Origin of the sequence: Bradyrhizobium lablabi (assembly GCF_900141755.1) — a bacterium.
GTDB classification, from domain to species: Bacteria; Pseudomonadota; Alphaproteobacteria; order Rhizobiales; family Xanthobacteraceae; genus Bradyrhizobium; species Bradyrhizobium lablabi_A.
The window spans coordinates 1,511,545-1,528,045 of record NZ_LT670844.1 but is presented as its reverse complement, the minus strand read 5'-3'; the positions used below and the strand labels follow the sequence as shown (position 1 = coordinate 1,528,045).

Sequence of the window (16,501 nt, the reverse complement as noted above, 5' to 3'; positions counted from 1 at the left end):
ATGACGACGCAACGCCTCGGCGTGATCATGAACGGGGTCACCGGCCGCATGGGGCTCAACCAGCATCTGATCCGCTCCATCATCGCGATCCGCGACCAGGGTGGGGTCAAGCTTGCCAATGGCGACCGCATGATGCCGGATCCGATTCTCGTGGGCCGCGACTCCGGCAAGCTGGAAGGTCTCGCAAAGCAATTCAATGTGGCGCGCTGGACCACCGATCTCGACAAGGCGCTGACCGAGAAAAGCGACACCATCTTCTTCGACGCCGCGACCACGCAGGCGCGTCCGGGATTGCTGACGAAAGCGATCAATGCCGGCAAGCACGTCTATTGCGAGAAGCCGATCGCGACCAACCTTGAAGAAGCCGTCGCGGCGGTCAAGCTCGCCAACGCCAAGGGCGTCAAGCATGGCACCGTGCAGGACAAATTGTTCCTGCCGGGGCTGAAGAAGCTAAAATTCCTGCGCGACTCCGGCTTCTTCGGCCGCATGCTCGCGGTGCGCGGCGAATTCGGCTATTGGGTGTTCGAAGGCGGCTGGCAGGAAGCGCAGCGGCCGTCGTGGAATTATCGCAGCGAGGACGGCGGCGGCATCATCCTCGACATGGTCTGCCACTGGCGCTACGTGCTCGACAATCTTTTTGGTGACGTCGAAAGCGTGAGTTGCCTCGGCACCACGGATATTCCCGAGCGGTTCGACGAGAAGGGCGCGAAGTACAAGGCGACGGCGGATGATTCCGCCTACGCGACGTTCCGCCTCAAGGGCGGAGTGATCGCCCATATCAACATGAGTTGGGTGACGCGGGTCTATCGCGACGATCTCGTCACTTTCCAGGTCGACGGCACCCATGGCTCGGCGGTGGCTGGGCTCACCGATTGCGTGATCCAGGCGCGCCAGGCGACGCCGCGGCCGGTATGGAATCCGGACGAGAAGCGCACCCACGATTTCTATGCCGACTGGCAAAAGCTCCCCGAAAACAGCTCTTACGACAACGGCTTTAAAGAGCAGTGGGAAATGTTCATCCGCTACGTCTGCGAGGACGCGCCGTATAAATATACGCTGCTGGAAGGAGCCAAGGGCGTGCAGCTCGCCGAATGTGCGCTTCAGAGCTGGCGCGAACGGCGCTGGATCGACGTTGCGCCGATCAAATTGTGAGGAGGACGCGCTGTGAATAAACCGGTGTTGCCGATCTCGTCGTATCAGTTGAAACTGCCGAAGGCTGATCGCTCGATCGAGACCTATCGCCTGGCGGCGTCGCGGAGTTTTCCGGCAAAACTTCAGGGCACGCTGAACCGGGTGGCATTCTCCGCGGCTCATGTGGTCGCCGATCCGCTTGCCGATGTCGATCCATGGCTGTCAGCCGCCATCGACTGGGACAGGACCATTGCCTTTCGCGAGCATGTCTGGGACCTCGGCCTCGGCGTCGCCGAAGCCATGGACACCGCGCAGCGCGGCATGGGGCTGGACTGGCCGACCTCGCTGGAATTGATCCAGCGATCGGTGCGGGCCGCGAAGGCGAGGGGCAATGCGCTGGTGTTTTCCGGCGCCGGCACCGATCATCTGGCGCCGGAGGATGCAAAAAGCCTCGACGACGTGATCCGCGCCTATGAGGAACAGATTGCGGCGGTGGAGAAGGCCGGCGGACGCATCATCTTGATGGCGTCGCGCGCGCTGGCCAAGATCGGCCGCGGCCCCGACGACTATGTCAGGGTATACGACCGCGTGCTGTCGCAGGTTCGCGAGCCCGTGATCATCCATTGGCTCGGCGACATGTTCGATCCGGCGCTGGCAAACTACTGGGGCACGCCAAACCTCGATGCGGCGATGGATGTCGCAGTCAGCGTCATCAACGCCAATGCCGCGAAAGTCGATGGCGTGAAAGTGTCGCTGCTCGACAAGCAGCGCGAAATCGACATGCGTCGCCGGCTCGACAAAAACGTAAAAATGTATACCGGCGACGATTTTAACTACGCCGAGCTGATCGCCGGCGACAGCCGCGGCTTTTCCCATGCGCTGCTCGGCATCTTCGATGCCATCGCCCCAGTGGCGTCCTACGCGCTGTCGCGGCTTGCTGCCGGCGATGAGGCTGGTTTCCACGACGTGCTGGGGCCGACGGTGCCGCTGTCGCGTCATATCTTCAAGGCGCCGACGCGGTTTTACAAGACCGGCATCGTGTTCATGGCTTATCTCAACGGCCATCAGGATCATTTTGCGATGGTGGGCGGGCAGGAGAGCGCGCGCTCGACCTTGCATCTTGCCGAACTGTTTCGCCTGGCTGACCAAGCGGGACTGCTCGCCAATCCCGAGCTCGCGACGCGGCGCATGAAGGCCGTGCTTGCGCTGCGCGGCTGTGATGCGTGATGCGGGATTTTTCGGCCGACCATCGCTGGCTGTCGTTGAACACCGCGACGGTCCGCAAGCAGGGCGATCTCGTGCAAATCATCGACGCCTGCGCGCGGCATGGCATCCGCGCCATCGATCCCTGGCGCGACCAGGTCGGAGCCATCGGGCTCGATCGCGCGGTGCGCGCGGTGCGCGATTCTGGTATGGAGCTGTCGGGCTATTGCCGTGGCGGCATGTTCACCTCCGACGCCGCGTATCGGATCGAGGCGCGTGACGACAACCGCCGAGCGGTCGATGAGGCCACGGCGCTCGGCGCGCCCTGCATTGTGCTCGTGGTCGGCGGATTGCCGCAATATTCGCGGCCCGGGAGTGCCGCCACAAAAGATATCGCGGAAGCGCGCGCGCAGGTCGAGGACGCCATCGCCGAGATGATGGAGTATGCGCTGAAAGCAAAGATGCCGCTGGCGATCGAGCCGCTACATCCCGCCTATGCCGCCGACCGCGCCTGCGTCAACACGACAAAGCAGGCGCTCGACATCTGCGATCGGCTCGACCCGCAGCGGTCAGGCGCGCTCGGTGTCGCGCTCGACGTCTATCACATCTGGTGGGACCCCGATTTGCTGCCGCAGATCGAACGCGCCGGAAAAGATCGCCTGCTCGCGTTTCACGTCTGCGACTGGCTGGTGCCGACAAAAGACATTCTCAACGACCGCGGCATGATGGGCGATGGCGTGATCGATATCAAATCGATTCGGGCAGCCGTCGAGGCGCAGGGTTTTGACGGCTATTCCGAGATCGAGATTTTTTCCGACGACTGGTGGGAGAAACCGATGGACGAGGTCTTGCAGACCTGTATCCAACGGCATCGTTCGGCGGTTTAGGAATTTTTATCCTCGTGGTCCCGGCCAAGCCAACTTTGTCGATCGGCGAACGCGGGCAATAGATTTGCGGGCCGCGCTTCGAACGATAACACTCCGTTCACCATGACGGCAAATCCCGCCGCTCCTGCGGGCAAACTGGTTCCACCGGCAAGTTCCCTTATACCTTTAATGCTTAGTCATGATGGGAGGAGAGGCTTGCTCCGCGTGCGCTCCACGCATCGCGGCGTAAATGTAGATAGTGAAGCGTATGCATACCGGCCAGAACACCGTGCTCGGCAACACCGTCACGCCCGAGCTCCGACCCCGCCAGGCCGAGATGCTCGCCCGCACGCGCCAGAGCGGCGCGCTGTTGCCGGCGCTGCGCTCACTCGTTGATGCCAAAACGGTCGAGAATGCGACCGACGATCAAGCTCCCAAGCGCGGTGGCAGCATCAGTGTGGTGCCCTACGGCGTCCAGAGCGCGAAAACGACACAGAAGTGACTGAAAGGACGTCCGAGATGAAATGCGGGGGAATTCAGCTGGCGATGTGGAGCTTGCTCCGCGCCCTGTCGTTTACGGCCGTCGCGGCGTTGACGCTCAATCCGGCCCTGGCGCCCGTGGTGGCGGCCGAGGCGACACCGACCGGCTCCCAAACGCCGCTCGTTACCGGCTCCGTGGCGAAGACGCGCTTTCTGGCGCTCGGTATCGGCAAGTCCTCGATTATTGACTTGCCGCGCGACGTCAAGGACGTGCTGGTCGCCGACCCCAAGATTGCCAACGCCGTGATCCGCTCGCCGCAGCGCGCCTATATCATCGGCTCCGCGGTCGGCCAGACCAACGTCGTGTTCTTCGATGCCGACGGCCAGCAGATTGCGGCCTACGACATCGCGGTCAAGCGCGATCTCAACGGCGTGCGCGCGGCGTTGAAGCAATCGATGCCAGGAATCCAGATCGAGGGCGTCGGCGACAGCGTGATCCTGACCGGTTCGGTGTCGTCCCCGATCGAGGCGCAGTCGGCCGGCGATCTCGCGGCGCGTCTGGTCGGGGGTGTCGACAAGGTCGTCAACTCGATCGTGGTTCGCGGCCGCGACCAGGTGATGTTGAAGGTCACGGTCGCCGAAGTGCGGCGCGACATCGTCAAGCAGATGGGCGTCGATCTCAGCGCCAGCATGAACTACGGCACCGCGGTCGTGAATTTCAACAACGTCAACCCGTTCACCGCGAACAGCGGGACTCTCGTCCCCGGCAACGGCTTCAGCGCTTCATCCATCACCAAGGGCCTGCCCACGGTCACCGCGACCTTGCGCGCGATGGAGAGCGCCGGCGTGGTACGGACGCTGGCCGAACCCAATTTGACGGCGATCTCCGGCGAGTCCGCGACCTTCATCTCGGGCGGCGAATTTCCGATCCCGACCGGCGTGACCTGCCAAACCACGACGTCGGGCGCGATCGGACAATGCGTCCAGACCGTCACCTACAAGAAGTTCGGCATCTCGCTCAACTTCACGCCGGTGGTGCTGACGGAGGGCCGGATCAGCCTGCGGGTGATGACCGAAGTGTCCGAAGTCTCGACCGAGAACTCTTTGACCGGCGGTTCCGGTGGAACGACGATCCCCTCGATCAAGACCCGCCGTGCCGAAACCACGCTGGAGATTCCATCGGGCGGCTCGATGGCGATGGCCGGCCTGATCCAGGAGCAGACCAAGCAGGCCGTCAACGGAATGCCCGGCGTCGACGCGATACCGATCTTTGGCGCGCTGTTCAGGAGCCAGGATTACGTCAATCACGAGACCGAATTGATGGTCCTGGTGACGCCCTATGTGGTTCGGGCGGTCGCCCAGAAAGAACTGTCGCGTCCGGATGACGGGTTTGCGCCCGCCACCGATTCGCAATCGACGCTGCTGGCCCAGATGAGCCGGATTTACGGAATTTCGAGCCGCGTCGATCCGGTTGGAAGCTACCAGGCCAATTTCGGTTTCATCATTGACTGACACGGGGGCTGCCTGAGCAGGGCGGGACGGGGACGAGAACGATGACAAACAGAACAGCGGCCGGTCGCTATCGAAAGCTGCGCCTCGCAGGCGCACTCGTCGGCCTTTCGGCCACGCTCGGTGGATGCATCTATTCCGGCAACGAAGTGGTGACCGCGAGCGTTCCCGACGATTATCGCTTGCGTCATCCGATCGCGATCGAGGAGGCCAACCAGTCGATCGTGATTTTCGTCGGCCAGGGCCGCGGCGGCCTCACCGCCACGCAGCGCACCGACGTCACCGGATTGGCACGGACCTGGGTGCGCGAAGGCACCGGCGCGATAACAGCCGATGTGCCGGTCGACACGCCGAACGCGCGCGCGGCGTCGTCTGCGTTCCGGGAAGCCAAATCGCTGCTCGAGGCCTCAGGCGTGCCGGCACACGGCATCGTGGTCCGTCACTACCATCCGGACGACATTCGGACGCTCCCGACCATCCGGCTCAGCTATCCCAGGATCGCGGCGGTGGCCGGACCTTGCGGGGTGTGGCCGGAGGATCTCGGGCCCTCGATCTACGATCCCGGCTATTCGAAGAACCGCGAGTACCACAATTTCGGCTGCGCCTATCAGCGCAACATGGCGGCGATGATCGACAATCCGTCCGATCTCGTGCAGCCGCGGCCTGAAACGCCGCCCTATACGATGCGACGCACCGAGGGCTTCGAGCATTATCGCAAGGGCGAGCCGACCACGACCAACTATCCCGAAGCCGACAAGGCCAAACTCAGCGATTCAGGCAAATGATCAGCTCCGCCCGCCACGATTCCGACGAGCAGCCAGACGTCACGTCGTCGTTCACCGACGATTATATTGCGCCCGCGCCGCGCGTGTCGGTGCAGGCCTATTGCGAGACCGACCAGACCGCGGCCGCCGTGCGCGCGGCGAGCGAGGATCGCCGGCTCGGCAAGGCCCATGTCACGGTCAAGATGGGCGGCGTGGCGACCGCGATCGATGTCTATAGCAGTGTGCCGACACCGAACGTGATCATCCTGGAAACCGACGGCAGCCGCGATATCCTGGCCGGCCTCGACGACCTCTCAACCGTGTGCGATCCCGGAACCCGCGTCGTCGTGATCGGGACCGCCCACGATACCGCGCCCTATCGCGAACTGGTGCGTCGCGGCGTCAGCGACTACGTCATCGGCCCAGTCGCCCCGATCGACGTGGTGCGCGCGATCTGCAGCCTGTTCTCGGCATCGGAAGCGGTAGCCCTCGGCCGGATCATCGCGGTCGTCGGCGCCAAGGGCGGCGTCGGCGCATCCACCGTCGCGCACAATGTGGCCTGGGCGGTCGCGCGCGATCTCGCGCTCGATTCCGTCGTCATCGATCTCGACCTTGCCTTCGGCACCGCCAGCCTCGACTACAATCAGGATCCGGTGCAGGGGATCGCGAACGCGGTATTCTCGGCCGAACGGCTCGATACCACCGTGATGGAGCGCCTGCTCGCCAAATGCACCGACCACCTCAGCCTGTTGGCTGCGCCCGCAAGCCTCGATCGGGTCTATGACTTCGCCGCCGAATCGTTCGACGCGATTTTCGACACGCTCCGCCTGACCACGCCCTGCATCGTGCTCGACGTTCCGCACCAATGGTCGGCCTGGACCAAGCGGATTCTGGTCGGCGCCGACGATATCCTGATCGTCGCCGAGCCTGATTTGGCCAATCTGCGCAACACCAAGAACATGTTGAACGTGCTGAAATCGGCGCGGCCCAACGACCGGCCGCCGCTTTACTGTCTCAACCAGGTCCGCATGCCGAAGCGTCCTGAAATCGACGCGCGCGGCTTCACCAAGACCATCGAGATCCCGCCGATCGCCTCCATTCCATTCGATTCGCGGCTGTTCGGCACGGCGGCCAACAACGGCCAGATGATCGCGGAAATCTCGGCCGGCCACCGCACCACCAAGACGTTCCTGCAGATCGCGCGGCGGCTGACGGGTCGCGGCGAGGAAAGGCAGCGGGGCTCGTTCCTGTCGCCGATCATGCGGAAGTTGCGCGCAAAATAGTCGCGGGGCCAAGACAGTCTCGGCCAAGACAGTCTCGGCAAAGACAGTCTCGGCCAAGACCGTCCCTTCGTCAAAGCTCAATCATGATGCGCGGTCGCTGTCACCGGCGCCTTATCCGCCTCGGCGCGGGCATTCTCCTTGCGCGACAACAATCGCCGGAGCTGCGCGACGTTGGCCGCCGCCTCCTCGGGAGAGTGATCGGCTTTCGCGATGCTCTCAGCCTCGGCAAGGCGGCCCTGCAGGCCAACCACCAGCGCCAGGTTCAGCCGCACCCGCAGATCCGCATCGGCGCGGCTATCGGCGCGCCGCAACGTCTCCTCGGCCTTCGGCAGGTCTTTTGAAAGGGCGTAGGAGAGGCCGAGATTGGACAGCACCGAAGGCTCATCGGGAGCTATTCTCAGCGCGCTCGCATAGTACTGCCGCGCCTCCTCGTAGCGGCCGAGCTGATCGAGCGCCGTTCCCTGGACCGAGAGAATCCGCCAGTCAGGATCGTCGGGGCTGTGGGCGCGCCCAAGGACGTCGAACGCCTGCTGGAAATTGCCGTTGTCCGCCAGCGCCCGCCCGTAACCGGCCAGCAGCGCCTTGTTGTCGGGGTGAGCCAGCGAAGCCTCTTCGAGCACCGCAACCGCTTGGGACCGCTGCCCCGTGGCGCGCAGCGCCTTGCCGTATTGCAACGCTGCGTCGGCATCCTTGGGGTTGGCGCGGTAGCGATCGCGATAGGAATCGAGGTCCTTGCGGGGGTCGGCTGCGTGGCTTTTCTCGGCCTTGTCGCCGAGCGAGCCCGTGATATCCGACGCGCCGTCGGTCTGGCAGCTGCACAGGGAGAACACCAGCAGCGCGGAAATTGCGACGGACGCAAGACGTCTCGCGCCGCAAGGATATGGGAGCAACTGCCGGGGCATCTCGTTTGGCCTATCGTCGACGACTGGCCAGGATGCTTACAGGTTAACCCTAAATTCCCGTTAACCGGAACCTGCGGCTTAGGTTGTGGGTAGCAGCGGTTTCAATCATAAGGGGCTTCGACGCCGCGCGCGCGAACCGAGGCCGCTGAGCGGCCTCGGTATTTTTTGCGAGCGTTGCGATTTAGTCGACGAACTGCGCGCCGAATTCGCAGCCGATCCGCCAGGCCAACCGACATTGGCGCGGGCGCCCTTCGGACAAGATGATGGTAAACTCCGAGGGAAGGTCGACATATTCGGCGATCACCTTGACTCCGCCGTCCGATATGTCCGTGATCGTACAGTCGCGCGGCAACGAGCCGGTCCCGAATTGAATCCGCGCGAGGCTTCTGCAGAGACGACGCTCGCTTTTACGCCGGTTCGCTATCGCTAACATGTCCGTCCTTCACCTTGTTCAATAATGGTTCATCCGCCATTCAAGCCTCTTTTAAAGAAGACTTATTGGAATTGGCTTAGCGCGACCGCTCGCAATGTAACCGTGTTTTCGAAGCATTTTACGGATCGGCTCGATCCACATGCCGGAATGCCGCGAACGCCAGCAAAATCAGGCCTGTTTGCCGTCGGCGACTGCCTGTTGCGCCACGCGATAGCGATGGCCTGCCATCCACCTGGCTCAATTGTGGTAAAAAAACCGGTGGCAGGATGATGTAGGTCCAGCAGAACACGCCGGCCAATCCACCAAGCACGATGATGTCCTTTGTCATTTTAGGGCCGCGGCAAGAACACCTTTTCCTTCACATCGCCTGGCTTCGCCAAGAGACCTGGCAAGCACACGGGGGCGACAAGAAACAAGTCGCTCCAACGTTTCGTAACGGCTACCCAAAGTTTTCGGCGTCCGGCTCAGGTTCACGCGGCGCGCGCTCAGTTACCGAAGATCGGCTTCAAACCGGGAAAGATCGCCGGAAGATACAGGTGCGCCTGTGCGCGCACGCCGACGTCGCGGCCGGAATGGGCATCCATCGGGATGATCGCTTCGACGCCGGCCTGGAGATAACGGCTCACCCAGATGACGCCGGGATTGACGGTGCCGGTCGTTCTCCCCGCCAGCGGACCATTGAGCGGCGTTGCCGTTGTGAATTCGATCAAGGGAACCCACCCCTCTGCGTAGCGGGTCCCGGTACGGTTGGGACCGGTATACTCATTAGTGACCAGGCTGTATTCCAGCGCAAAGCCCAATTGCAGTATCTTCGGGTTGATCGCCTCGGCGAGCGTGGTCGGGCCGGTGGGCAGCGGCGTTAGACTTGTGAAAGCGCCCGTGTCTGTGCGTGGGATATTGATCGTACCCAAGGAAGTCAGGGTGGACGATTCGGTTGGCACCGCGACGGCGGCCGTGGCGCTGATCGTGAGCGGCTGCAACCACGCCACCGAATCCGGCAGATCGCCGAAGCCCTTGCCGATATAGACGGTCGGCGTCAGCGTAGAGAATGACGAGGCGATTCCGGGCGCTCCGGTGCCGCCGATCGCCGCCGTGCCGCCCACGGTGACGATGAATTGGTGCTCGGGGTTGGTATAGAGCTGATACTGGGTGCCGATCACGAGATTGTCGAAGCCCGAGCGCGTGCCCGTGTTTGAGTTTTCGATGATGCGAAACGTCTCGGTGAAGAACACCGACCAGTCCTTGGTAACAAGTCTGCTGTAGGTGGTGGGAATGTCGATTTCGCGCGTGGAGGGCGTGGTGGCGGTGTCAGGCAGCTTCACAAAGTAGGGCGGATTGTAGAAGTCGGCCGCCGTGGGAACAGTGGTTGCCAATGTAGAGGGGAAGAAGCGGTCTCCGACGTAGCCCGCCAACCCTTCCGAACATGTTGCGAGCAGGAACAGAAAGCCGGGTATTGCTATACGCCAAGCAGTGCGAACCATCGCGCCCTCCTACTGTCTAAATATTGCTACTCCAGCTGTTGAGCGGCGCCCCCATCGGCCACTACCGTATGCCTGATCATCCGATGCCTCGCGCCGCAATGCAAGTCGCCAAGATGCGATCGGCGCCCTAGAGTGTAACGCCGGTGACATTCGATCACCGGAACCCGTAAGGCGCGGGCGCGCAGCACAATGGCGTCGGTTGCTCGAGCGCCCGGCGAGTTCAATTATGATAAAAAACCAGCGGCAAGACGATATAGGTCCAGCAGAACACGCCAGCCAAACCACCCAAGACGATAATGTCCTCAGACATGTCGGTATCTCCGCAAGTGTCGAAGATTTTGTGATGCGGCTGTTGAAGGAGTGGACCGCCGCGGACCGGCTGATCGCCGCCGCGGCCGCGCCGGCCCGGCAGGCGGGGGCGCGTAAATCGAGCTTGATCGCTGCGGCTTGGTCGATGTCCGCTATGCCCCGATAGCGACGAAATTCCGCAACGCTGCGAAATGACGCTACATGCCCATCACCGGAAGTCACTCGATTTATCGATCACTTCGTAGACGCATTCTTCGACAAAGCATCTCGGCTTTGTGAGCAAAAGGCCGGCGTGGCTCTCGTTGTCGTCTAGCCACAAATATGGCACCGATCGCATCTTTTTGACGTCCGTTTTTGGGTTGACGGACGAAAGCAAACGTAACCTAATCAATCTACTAAAGTAGTCCTCCTGACAGGAGGCCTCCGTGAACGAACTCTCGAGCTACGTATTCTCGCAGCTGCGGGAGGGAGACATCTCTCTCTACCGTGGCTCCGGCAGCGGCCTGGTGCCGATCCTGCTTGTTGCCGCGGTGGAAACCTCGCCCGGTTGCGTCGAGGGGCTTGAACACGAATATGCGCTCAAGTCCGAACTTGACGCTGACTGGGCGGCGCGACCGATCGCGCTGACACATTACAACGACCGCATGACGCTGGTGCTTGAGGATCCCGGCGGTGCGCCACTCGATCGACTGCTTGGCCAGCCATTGGACGTATCGCATTTCCTGCGCATCGCGATCCCTCTCGCGGGGGCGCTCCGCCATGTGCATGAGCGCGGCCTTATCCATAAGGACATCAAGCCGGCAAATATCCTGGTGGACGCGGCAAGCGGCGGTGTGCGGCTGACGGGGTTCGGCATTGCCTCGCGTCTGCCGCGCGAGCGCCAAGCCCCCGCCCCGCCAGAGGTGATCGCGGGCACGCTCGCCTACATGGCGCCGGAACAAACCGGCAGGATGAACCGCTCGGTGGACTCCCGCAGCGATCTCTATGCACTGGGTGTCACCTTCTACGAAATGTTGACGGGGCAGCTCCCCTTCACGGCCGCCGATCCGATCGAGTGGGTGCATTGCCATATCGCGCGGCAACCGGTGCCGCCCGCCGAGCGGGTCGCCGGCGTGCCGGGGCCGCTCTCGGCCATGGTGATGAAGCTTCTCGCCAAGACCGGCGAGGAGCGCTACCAAACCGCCGCGGGTGTCGAGGCCGATCTGCGATGGAGTCTGGTGGAATGGCAGCAGCTTGGCCGTATCGAGGCGTTCCTGCCCGGTGCTCACGACGTATCGGACCGGTTGCTGATACCCGAGAAGCTCTACGGCCGGGAGCTCGAGATCGAGACGCTGCTCGCTTCCTTCGACCGGGTCGTTGAGAACGGCACCTTGGAGCTCGTGTTGGTGTCCGGATATTCCGGCATCGGCAAATCCTCAGTGGTGAACGAGCTGCACAAGGCGCTGGTGCCGCCGCGTGGCCTGTTCGCGTCCGGCAAGTTCGACCAGTACAAGCGCGACATCCCGTACACCACTCTTGCCCAAGCCTTCCAGAGCCTTGTCCGCTCGCTCCTGAGCCAGAGCGAGGCCGAGCTTGGCCGGTGGCGGGACTCCCTAAGCGAGGCGCTCGGCCCGAATGGTCAGCTCATCGTCAACCTCGTTCCCGAGCTGGAGCTCGTGATCGGAAAACAGCCCCCGGTCGCGGACCTGCCGCCGCAAGACGCGCAGAACCGCTTCCAGATGGTGTTCCGGCGCTTCCTCGGGGCGTTCGCGCGCAAGGAGCACCCGCTCGCGCTGTTCCTCGATGATTTGCAATGGCTGGACGCCGCCACGCTCGACCTCCTCGAGCATCTGGTGACGCACTCCGACGTGCGGCACCTGCTTTTGGTCGGCGCCTACCGCGACAACGAGATCGGTGTCTCTCATCCGCTGCTGCGCACGCTGGATGCTGTCCGCAAGGCGGGAGCATCCGTGCAGGAGATCAGTCTTGCGCCGCTCGCCCGCGAAGACCTGGGGCGGCTCATTGCGGATACACTTAGCTGCACGCCGGGCCGCGCCGCCCCGCTGGCCCGACTGGTGCACGAGAAAACCGGCGGCAATCCGTTTTTCGCCATTCAGTTCATCTCTGCGCTCGCCGAAGAGGGGCTGCTCCGCTTCGATCATGATGTGGCGCGCTGGCACTGGGAGCTCGATCGCTTTCGCGCCAAGGGGTACACCGACAATGTGGTGGACCTCATGGTCGGAAGATTGACCCGCCTGCCCGTCCAGACCCAGGCGGCGTTGCAGCAGCTTGCCTGCCTCGGCAACGCCGCCAAGATCACGATACTTTCGGTAGTCCTCGGGAAATCGAACGAGGAGGTCCATTCGGATCTTTGGGACGCTGTTCGTCTTGAGCTGGTCGAGCACTCGGAGGGCTCGTACAAGTTCATCCACGACCGGGTACAGGAAGCCGCCTATTCACTCATACCGGAACGGTTGCGCGCCGAGGCGCACCTGCGCGTCGGAAGGCTGCTCGCGGCGCATACCCCTGCGGAAAAACGCGAAGAGGCCATCTTCGAGATTGTCAATCAGCTCAACCGCGGTGCCGCCTTGGTTACCTCGCGAGACGAGCGTGAGCAACTGGCGGAGCTCAACCTGCTCGCGGGCCAGCGCGCCAAGGCGACTACCGCCTACGCCGCGGCGATCACCTATCTGGCCGCCGGTGCGGCCCTGCTGTCGGAAGACTCCTGGGACCGCCGGCACGAGCTTACCTTTGCGCTAGAGCTGCACCGGGGCGAATGCGAGTTCCTCACCGGCGCGCTGGCTGAGGCGGAGCAGCGCCTGGCGGCCCTGTCAAGCCGCGCCGCAAATACGGTAGAACGAGCCACGGTCGCGTGCTTGCGGGCGGATCTGTACACGACCCTCGATCAGAGCAGCCGCGCGGTTGCCGTCGGGCTCGATTACCTCCGACATCTGGGCATCGACTGGTCGGCGCATCCGAAAGACGAGGAAACGCGACGCGAATACGAGCGGATCTGGTCTCAGCTCGGGAGCCGCACGATCGAGGATCTGATCGAGCTGCCTTTGATGAGCGACCCTGCATCCCTCGCGACGATGGACGTTCTGACCAAGATCGGGCCGTCTAGCTTGCATACGGATGCGCACCTGTTTTCCCTGGTCATCTGTCGGGCGGTCAATCTCAGCCTCGAGAATGGCAACTGTGATGGCTCGTGCTTCGCCTACGTTCGGCTTGGCATGGTCGCCGGATCGCGCTTCGGCGACTATCAGGCGGCATACCGCTTCGGCCGGCTCGGCCATGACCTGGTCGAACGGCACGGACTGAAGCGCTTCCAGGCCAGGACCTATATGTGCTTCGGATGTTTCATCCTGCCGTGGACGAGACATATCCGGTCTGGGCGGGATTTGCTGCGCCGCGCGTTGCAGGCAGCAAACGAGATGGGCGACCCCACTTACGTGGCCTACAGCGCCGACCACCTGACCACTAACCTTCTCGCGGCGGGCGACCCGCTCGTTGATATGCAACGTGAAGCCGAGAAGGGACTCGCGTTTGCGCAAAAGGCCCAGTTCGGGCTTGTCATTGCCATCGCTGCCACTCAGCTCGGGCTGATCCGGACCCTTCGCGGACTGACGCCGACATTTGGATCCTTTGATGATGGGCAGTTTGACGAGCTTCGGATTGAGCGCCGTTTCACCCGTAATCCGGATCTGGCGATTGCCGAGTGCAAGTATTGGATCCGCAAGCTGCAGGCGCGCTTCTTTGCAGGCGAGTATCCTGTAGCCGTCGAGGCCTCATCGAGGGCGCAATCTCTCCTGTGGGCTTTACCTTCACATTTCGAAACGGCGGAATATCACTTTTACGCCGCACTGTCTCAAGCCGCCTTGTGCGATTCCGCGGCAGCCGGCGAGCGGCAGGAGCTTCTAGACGCCCTGGCGGCGCATTGTAAGCAACTCCAGATTTGGGCGGAGAACTGTCCGGAGAACTTCGAAAATCGCGCCGCGCTGGTCGGCGCCGAGATCGCCCGGATTGAAGGCCGCGCGCTCGATGCCATGGACCTTTACGAACAGGCCATTCGCTCGGCACAGGCACATGGCTTTGTCCACAACGAGGCGCTCGCCAATGAACTGGCTTCCCGCTTCTACGCGGCCCGTGGCTTCGAGAAGATCGGCCGTGCGTATTTGCAGGACGCCCGCCACAGCTATCTCCGTTGGGGAGCCGATGGCAAGGTGCGGCAGCTCGATGAGATGTATCCGCATCTCCGCGACGCACCAGTGCCTGCATCTCCCACCACTACCATTGGCGCGCCCGTCGAGCGGCTGGATGTCGGGACGGTGCTCAAGGCCGCGCAGGCGGTGTCCGGCGAGATCGTCCTCGGTGAGCTTATCAAGACGCTGCTGCGGATCGCCGTCGAACATGCCGGCGCCGAGCGTGGCCTGCTAATCCTGTTCCAAGGCGACGAGCCACAGATCGCGGCGGAAGCGACAACCGGCCGCGGCCAGGTTGAGGTCACGCTGCGCCAGACGGCCGCCTCGCCAGCCGAGCTTCCCGAATCCGTGCTCCACACCGTGATCCGGACGCGGCAGAGCGTGATCCTTGATGACGCCTCGGCGCAGAATCCGTTCCCGGCGGATGAGTACATCTGTCAAAAGCGTGCTCGGTCGGTGCTCTGTCTGCCCCTGGTGAAGCAGGCCAAGCTGATCGGGGTGCTCTATCTCGAGAACAATTTGGCATCGCACGTGTTCACGCCCTCCCGGATCTCGGTGCTGGAATTGCTGGCATCGCAAGCGGCGATTTCGCTGGAGAACGCGCGCCTATACAACGATCTCCGGGAACGGGAGGCCAGGATCCGCCGTCTGGTCGACTCGAACATCGTCGGAATTGTAATCTGGGATTTTCAGGGCCGGATCATCGAAGCCAACCACGCCTTTCTCGATATTGTCGGATATGCCCGGGAAGATCTCGCCTCACTGCGGTGGACGGAGCTGACGCCGGCCGAATGGCGCGATGTCGACGACCAGGCCTTCGCGGAGCTGAAGGCGACTGGAACCGTCCAGCCCCGTGAGAAAGAGTACTTTCGCAAAGACGGCAGCCGTGTGCCGGTGCTGGTCGCCCGCGCGATTTTCGAGTGGAACCGAGATGAGGGCGTCGCCTTCGTGCTGGACCTAACGGAGCGCAAGCATGTCGAGGGAGCGTTGCGCGATGCGGAGGCGAACCTGGCACATGTTGTGCGCATAACAACCTTGGGCGAGCTGACCGCCTCGATCGCTCATGAGGTGAACCAACCGCTCGCCGCCGTTGTCGCCAACGCGGAGGCCTGTCTAAGCTGGCTGCGCCGCGGAACTCCCGACGTGGACGCAGCGTGCCGTTCGGTGGAATGGATTATCGACGACGGCAATCGGGCAAGCGAGGTGATCCGGCGCGTCCGGACGCTCGCGAAGAAGACCAGCCTTGAGAAGGTGCCGCTCGACGTCAATGACGTCGTGAGGGAGACGATCCCGTTGGTGCGGCGTGAGTTGATCAGCCATCAGGTATCGTTGCGAATGGATTTAGCAGCGGCTGTACCCACGATCCTTGGTGATCGGGTCCAACTGCAGCAGGTGATCATCAACCTGGTGATGAATGGCATTGAAGCGATGCAAGCGGTCACGGATCGGCCGCGCCAGCTGGTGATCCGATCGCGCCGCGACGAGAAACAACAGGTGCTTGTAAGTGTGACGGATTGCGGCGTCGGAATCCCCGCCGAGAATGCGGACCGGCTGTTCAACGCCTTCTTCACCACCAAATCCGGCGGCATGGGCATGGGACTTTCGATCTGCCGTTCGATCATGGAAGCCCATGGTGGCCGGCTGTGGGCCACGGCAAACCTACCCCACGGCGCCACGTTTCAGTTCACCCTGCCGGTGAACGCTGAGCGCGCGTCATGAGGTTGCTCCCGTAAGCCGTCCGAAGCACAGCAGCCCGGCCGCGAGTTCAGCTAGGCGCAGAGTGTGTCTTTGACTTTGCCGCGATGGGGCATGAAGCCGATGGCGATGAAGTCCGTCAGCGCGTGTGACGATGATGTGGCGTGGAATGTCGTCGCCGCCGTGCAACGGCTGGCTTGCGGACCATCAACACTTGGATGCATGATTGTCTGCATTCCATAAAAAATAATATGGAGGCAACGA

Annotated in this window: 12 protein-coding genes; 8 read left to right on the top strand and 4 right to left on the bottom strand. The window is 62.7% G+C overall.

Annotation, left to right across the window (positions count from 1 at the left end):
• The 7 genes from B5526_RS07245 to B5526_RS07215 all read left to right on the top strand — a co-directional run bounded on the left by B5526_RS07245 (position 1) and on the right by B5526_RS07215 (position 7,236).
• The gene (locus B5526_RS07245) at positions 1–1,152 is read left to right on the top strand and encodes a Gfo/Idh/MocA family protein (protein ID WP_079537598.1); all 1,152 of its coding nucleotides are present in this window, start codon (positions 1–3) and stop codon (positions 1,150–1,152) included.
• A gap of 12 nt (positions 1,153–1,164) precedes the next feature.
• Complete coding sequence (locus tag B5526_RS07240) at positions 1,165–2,358, top strand: dihydrodipicolinate synthase family protein (protein WP_079537597.1); 1,194 nt, start codon at positions 1,165–1,167, stop codon at positions 2,356–2,358.
• Positions 2,358–3,221 (top strand): sugar phosphate isomerase/epimerase family protein, encoded by an 864-nt coding sequence (locus tag B5526_RS07235; RefSeq protein WP_079537596.1) that lies wholly within the window; start codon positions 2,358–2,360, stop codon positions 3,219–3,221. The genes B5526_RS07240 and B5526_RS07235 overlap by 1 nt, the downstream gene beginning before the upstream one ends.
• Before the next feature lie 247 nt (positions 3,222–3,468).
• On the top strand, positions 3,469–3,702 hold the full coding sequence (locus tag B5526_RS07230; protein ID WP_079537595.1) for a hypothetical protein: 234 nt from the start codon (positions 3,469–3,471) through the stop codon (positions 3,700–3,702).
• 44 nt (positions 3,703–3,746) lie between these two features.
• Positions 3,747–5,192: a type II and III secretion system protein family protein gene (locus tag B5526_RS07225; RefSeq protein ID WP_244562212.1), complete on the top strand. Its 1,446-nt coding sequence runs from the start codon at positions 3,747–3,749 to the stop codon at positions 5,190–5,192.
• A gap of 41 nt (positions 5,193–5,233) precedes the next feature.
• Complete coding sequence (locus tag B5526_RS07220; RefSeq protein ID WP_079537593.1) at positions 5,234–5,974, top strand: CpaD family pilus assembly protein; 741 nt, start codon at positions 5,234–5,236, stop codon at positions 5,972–5,974.
• Complete coding sequence (locus B5526_RS07215; RefSeq protein WP_079537592.1) at positions 5,971–7,236, top strand: AAA family ATPase; 1,266 nt, start codon at positions 5,971–5,973, stop codon at positions 7,234–7,236. The genes B5526_RS07220 and B5526_RS07215 overlap by 4 nt, the downstream gene beginning before the upstream one ends.
• Positions 7,237–7,313: 77 nt before the next feature.
• Here the strand turns inward: B5526_RS07215 and B5526_RS07210 are convergent, their stop codons facing one another.
• The 4 genes from B5526_RS07210 to B5526_RS07200 form a co-directional block, all read right to left on the bottom strand.
• Entirely contained in the window at positions 7,314–8,138 is an 825-nt protein-coding gene (locus B5526_RS07210) for a tetratricopeptide repeat protein (RefSeq protein ID WP_079537591.1), read from the bottom strand.
• A gap of 181 nt (positions 8,139–8,319) precedes the next feature.
• Positions 8,320–8,571 (bottom strand): PilZ domain-containing protein, encoded by a 252-nt coding sequence (locus B5526_RS07205; protein WP_172841989.1) that lies wholly within the window; start codon positions 8,569–8,571, stop codon positions 8,320–8,322.
• A gap of 118 nt (positions 8,572–8,689) precedes the next feature.
• Positions 8,690–8,899, bottom strand: coding sequence for a hypothetical protein (locus tag B5526_RS37455; RefSeq protein ID WP_154071181.1), 210 nt, complete (start codon positions 8,897–8,899; stop codon positions 8,690–8,692).
• 157 nt (positions 8,900–9,056) lie between these two features.
• Positions 9,057–9,983, bottom strand: coding sequence for a hypothetical protein (locus B5526_RS07200; RefSeq protein WP_079537590.1), 927 nt, complete (start codon positions 9,981–9,983; stop codon positions 9,057–9,059).
• Positions 9,984–10,819: 836 nt separating this feature from the next.
• Here B5526_RS07200 and B5526_RS07190 point away from each other — a divergent pair.
• Positions 10,820–16,261 (top strand): trifunctional serine/threonine-protein kinase/ATP-binding protein/sensor histidine kinase, encoded by a 5,442-nt coding sequence (locus tag B5526_RS07190; protein WP_154071670.1) that lies wholly within the window; start codon positions 10,820–10,822, stop codon positions 16,259–16,261.
• The last annotated feature ends 240 nt before the right edge of the window (positions 16,262–16,501 follow it).

Bases quoted from the DNA above. Each gene is read 5' to 3' on its own strand.
- B5526_RS07215 (WP_079537592.1), top strand. From the start codon at position 5,971: ATGATCAGCTCCGCCCGCCACGATTCCGACGAGCAGCCAGACGTCACG.
- B5526_RS07210 (WP_079537591.1), bottom strand. From the start codon at position 8,138: ATGCCCCGGCAGTTGCTCCCATATCCTTGCGGCGCGAGACGTCTTGCG.
- B5526_RS07230 (WP_079537595.1), top strand. From the start codon at position 3,469: ATGCATACCGGCCAGAACACCGTGCTCGGCAACACCGTCACGCCCGAG.
- B5526_RS37455 (WP_154071181.1), bottom strand. From the start codon at position 8,899: ATGACAAAGGACATCATCGTGCTTGGTGGATTGGCCGGCGTGTTCTGC.
- B5526_RS07220 (WP_079537593.1), top strand. From the start codon at position 5,234: ATGACAAACAGAACAGCGGCCGGTCGCTATCGAAAGCTGCGCCTCGCA.
- B5526_RS07225 (WP_244562212.1), top strand. From the start codon at position 3,747: ATGTGGAGCTTGCTCCGCGCCCTGTCGTTTACGGCCGTCGCGGCGTTG.
- B5526_RS07235 (WP_079537596.1), top strand. From the start codon at position 2,358: ATGCGGGATTTTTCGGCCGACCATCGCTGGCTGTCGTTGAACACCGCG.
- B5526_RS07205 (WP_172841989.1), bottom strand. From the start codon at position 8,571: ATGTTAGCGATAGCGAACCGGCGTAAAAGCGAGCGTCGTCTCTGCAGA.
- B5526_RS07245 (WP_079537598.1), top strand. From the start codon at position 1: ATGACGACGCAACGCCTCGGCGTGATCATGAACGGGGTCACCGGCCGC.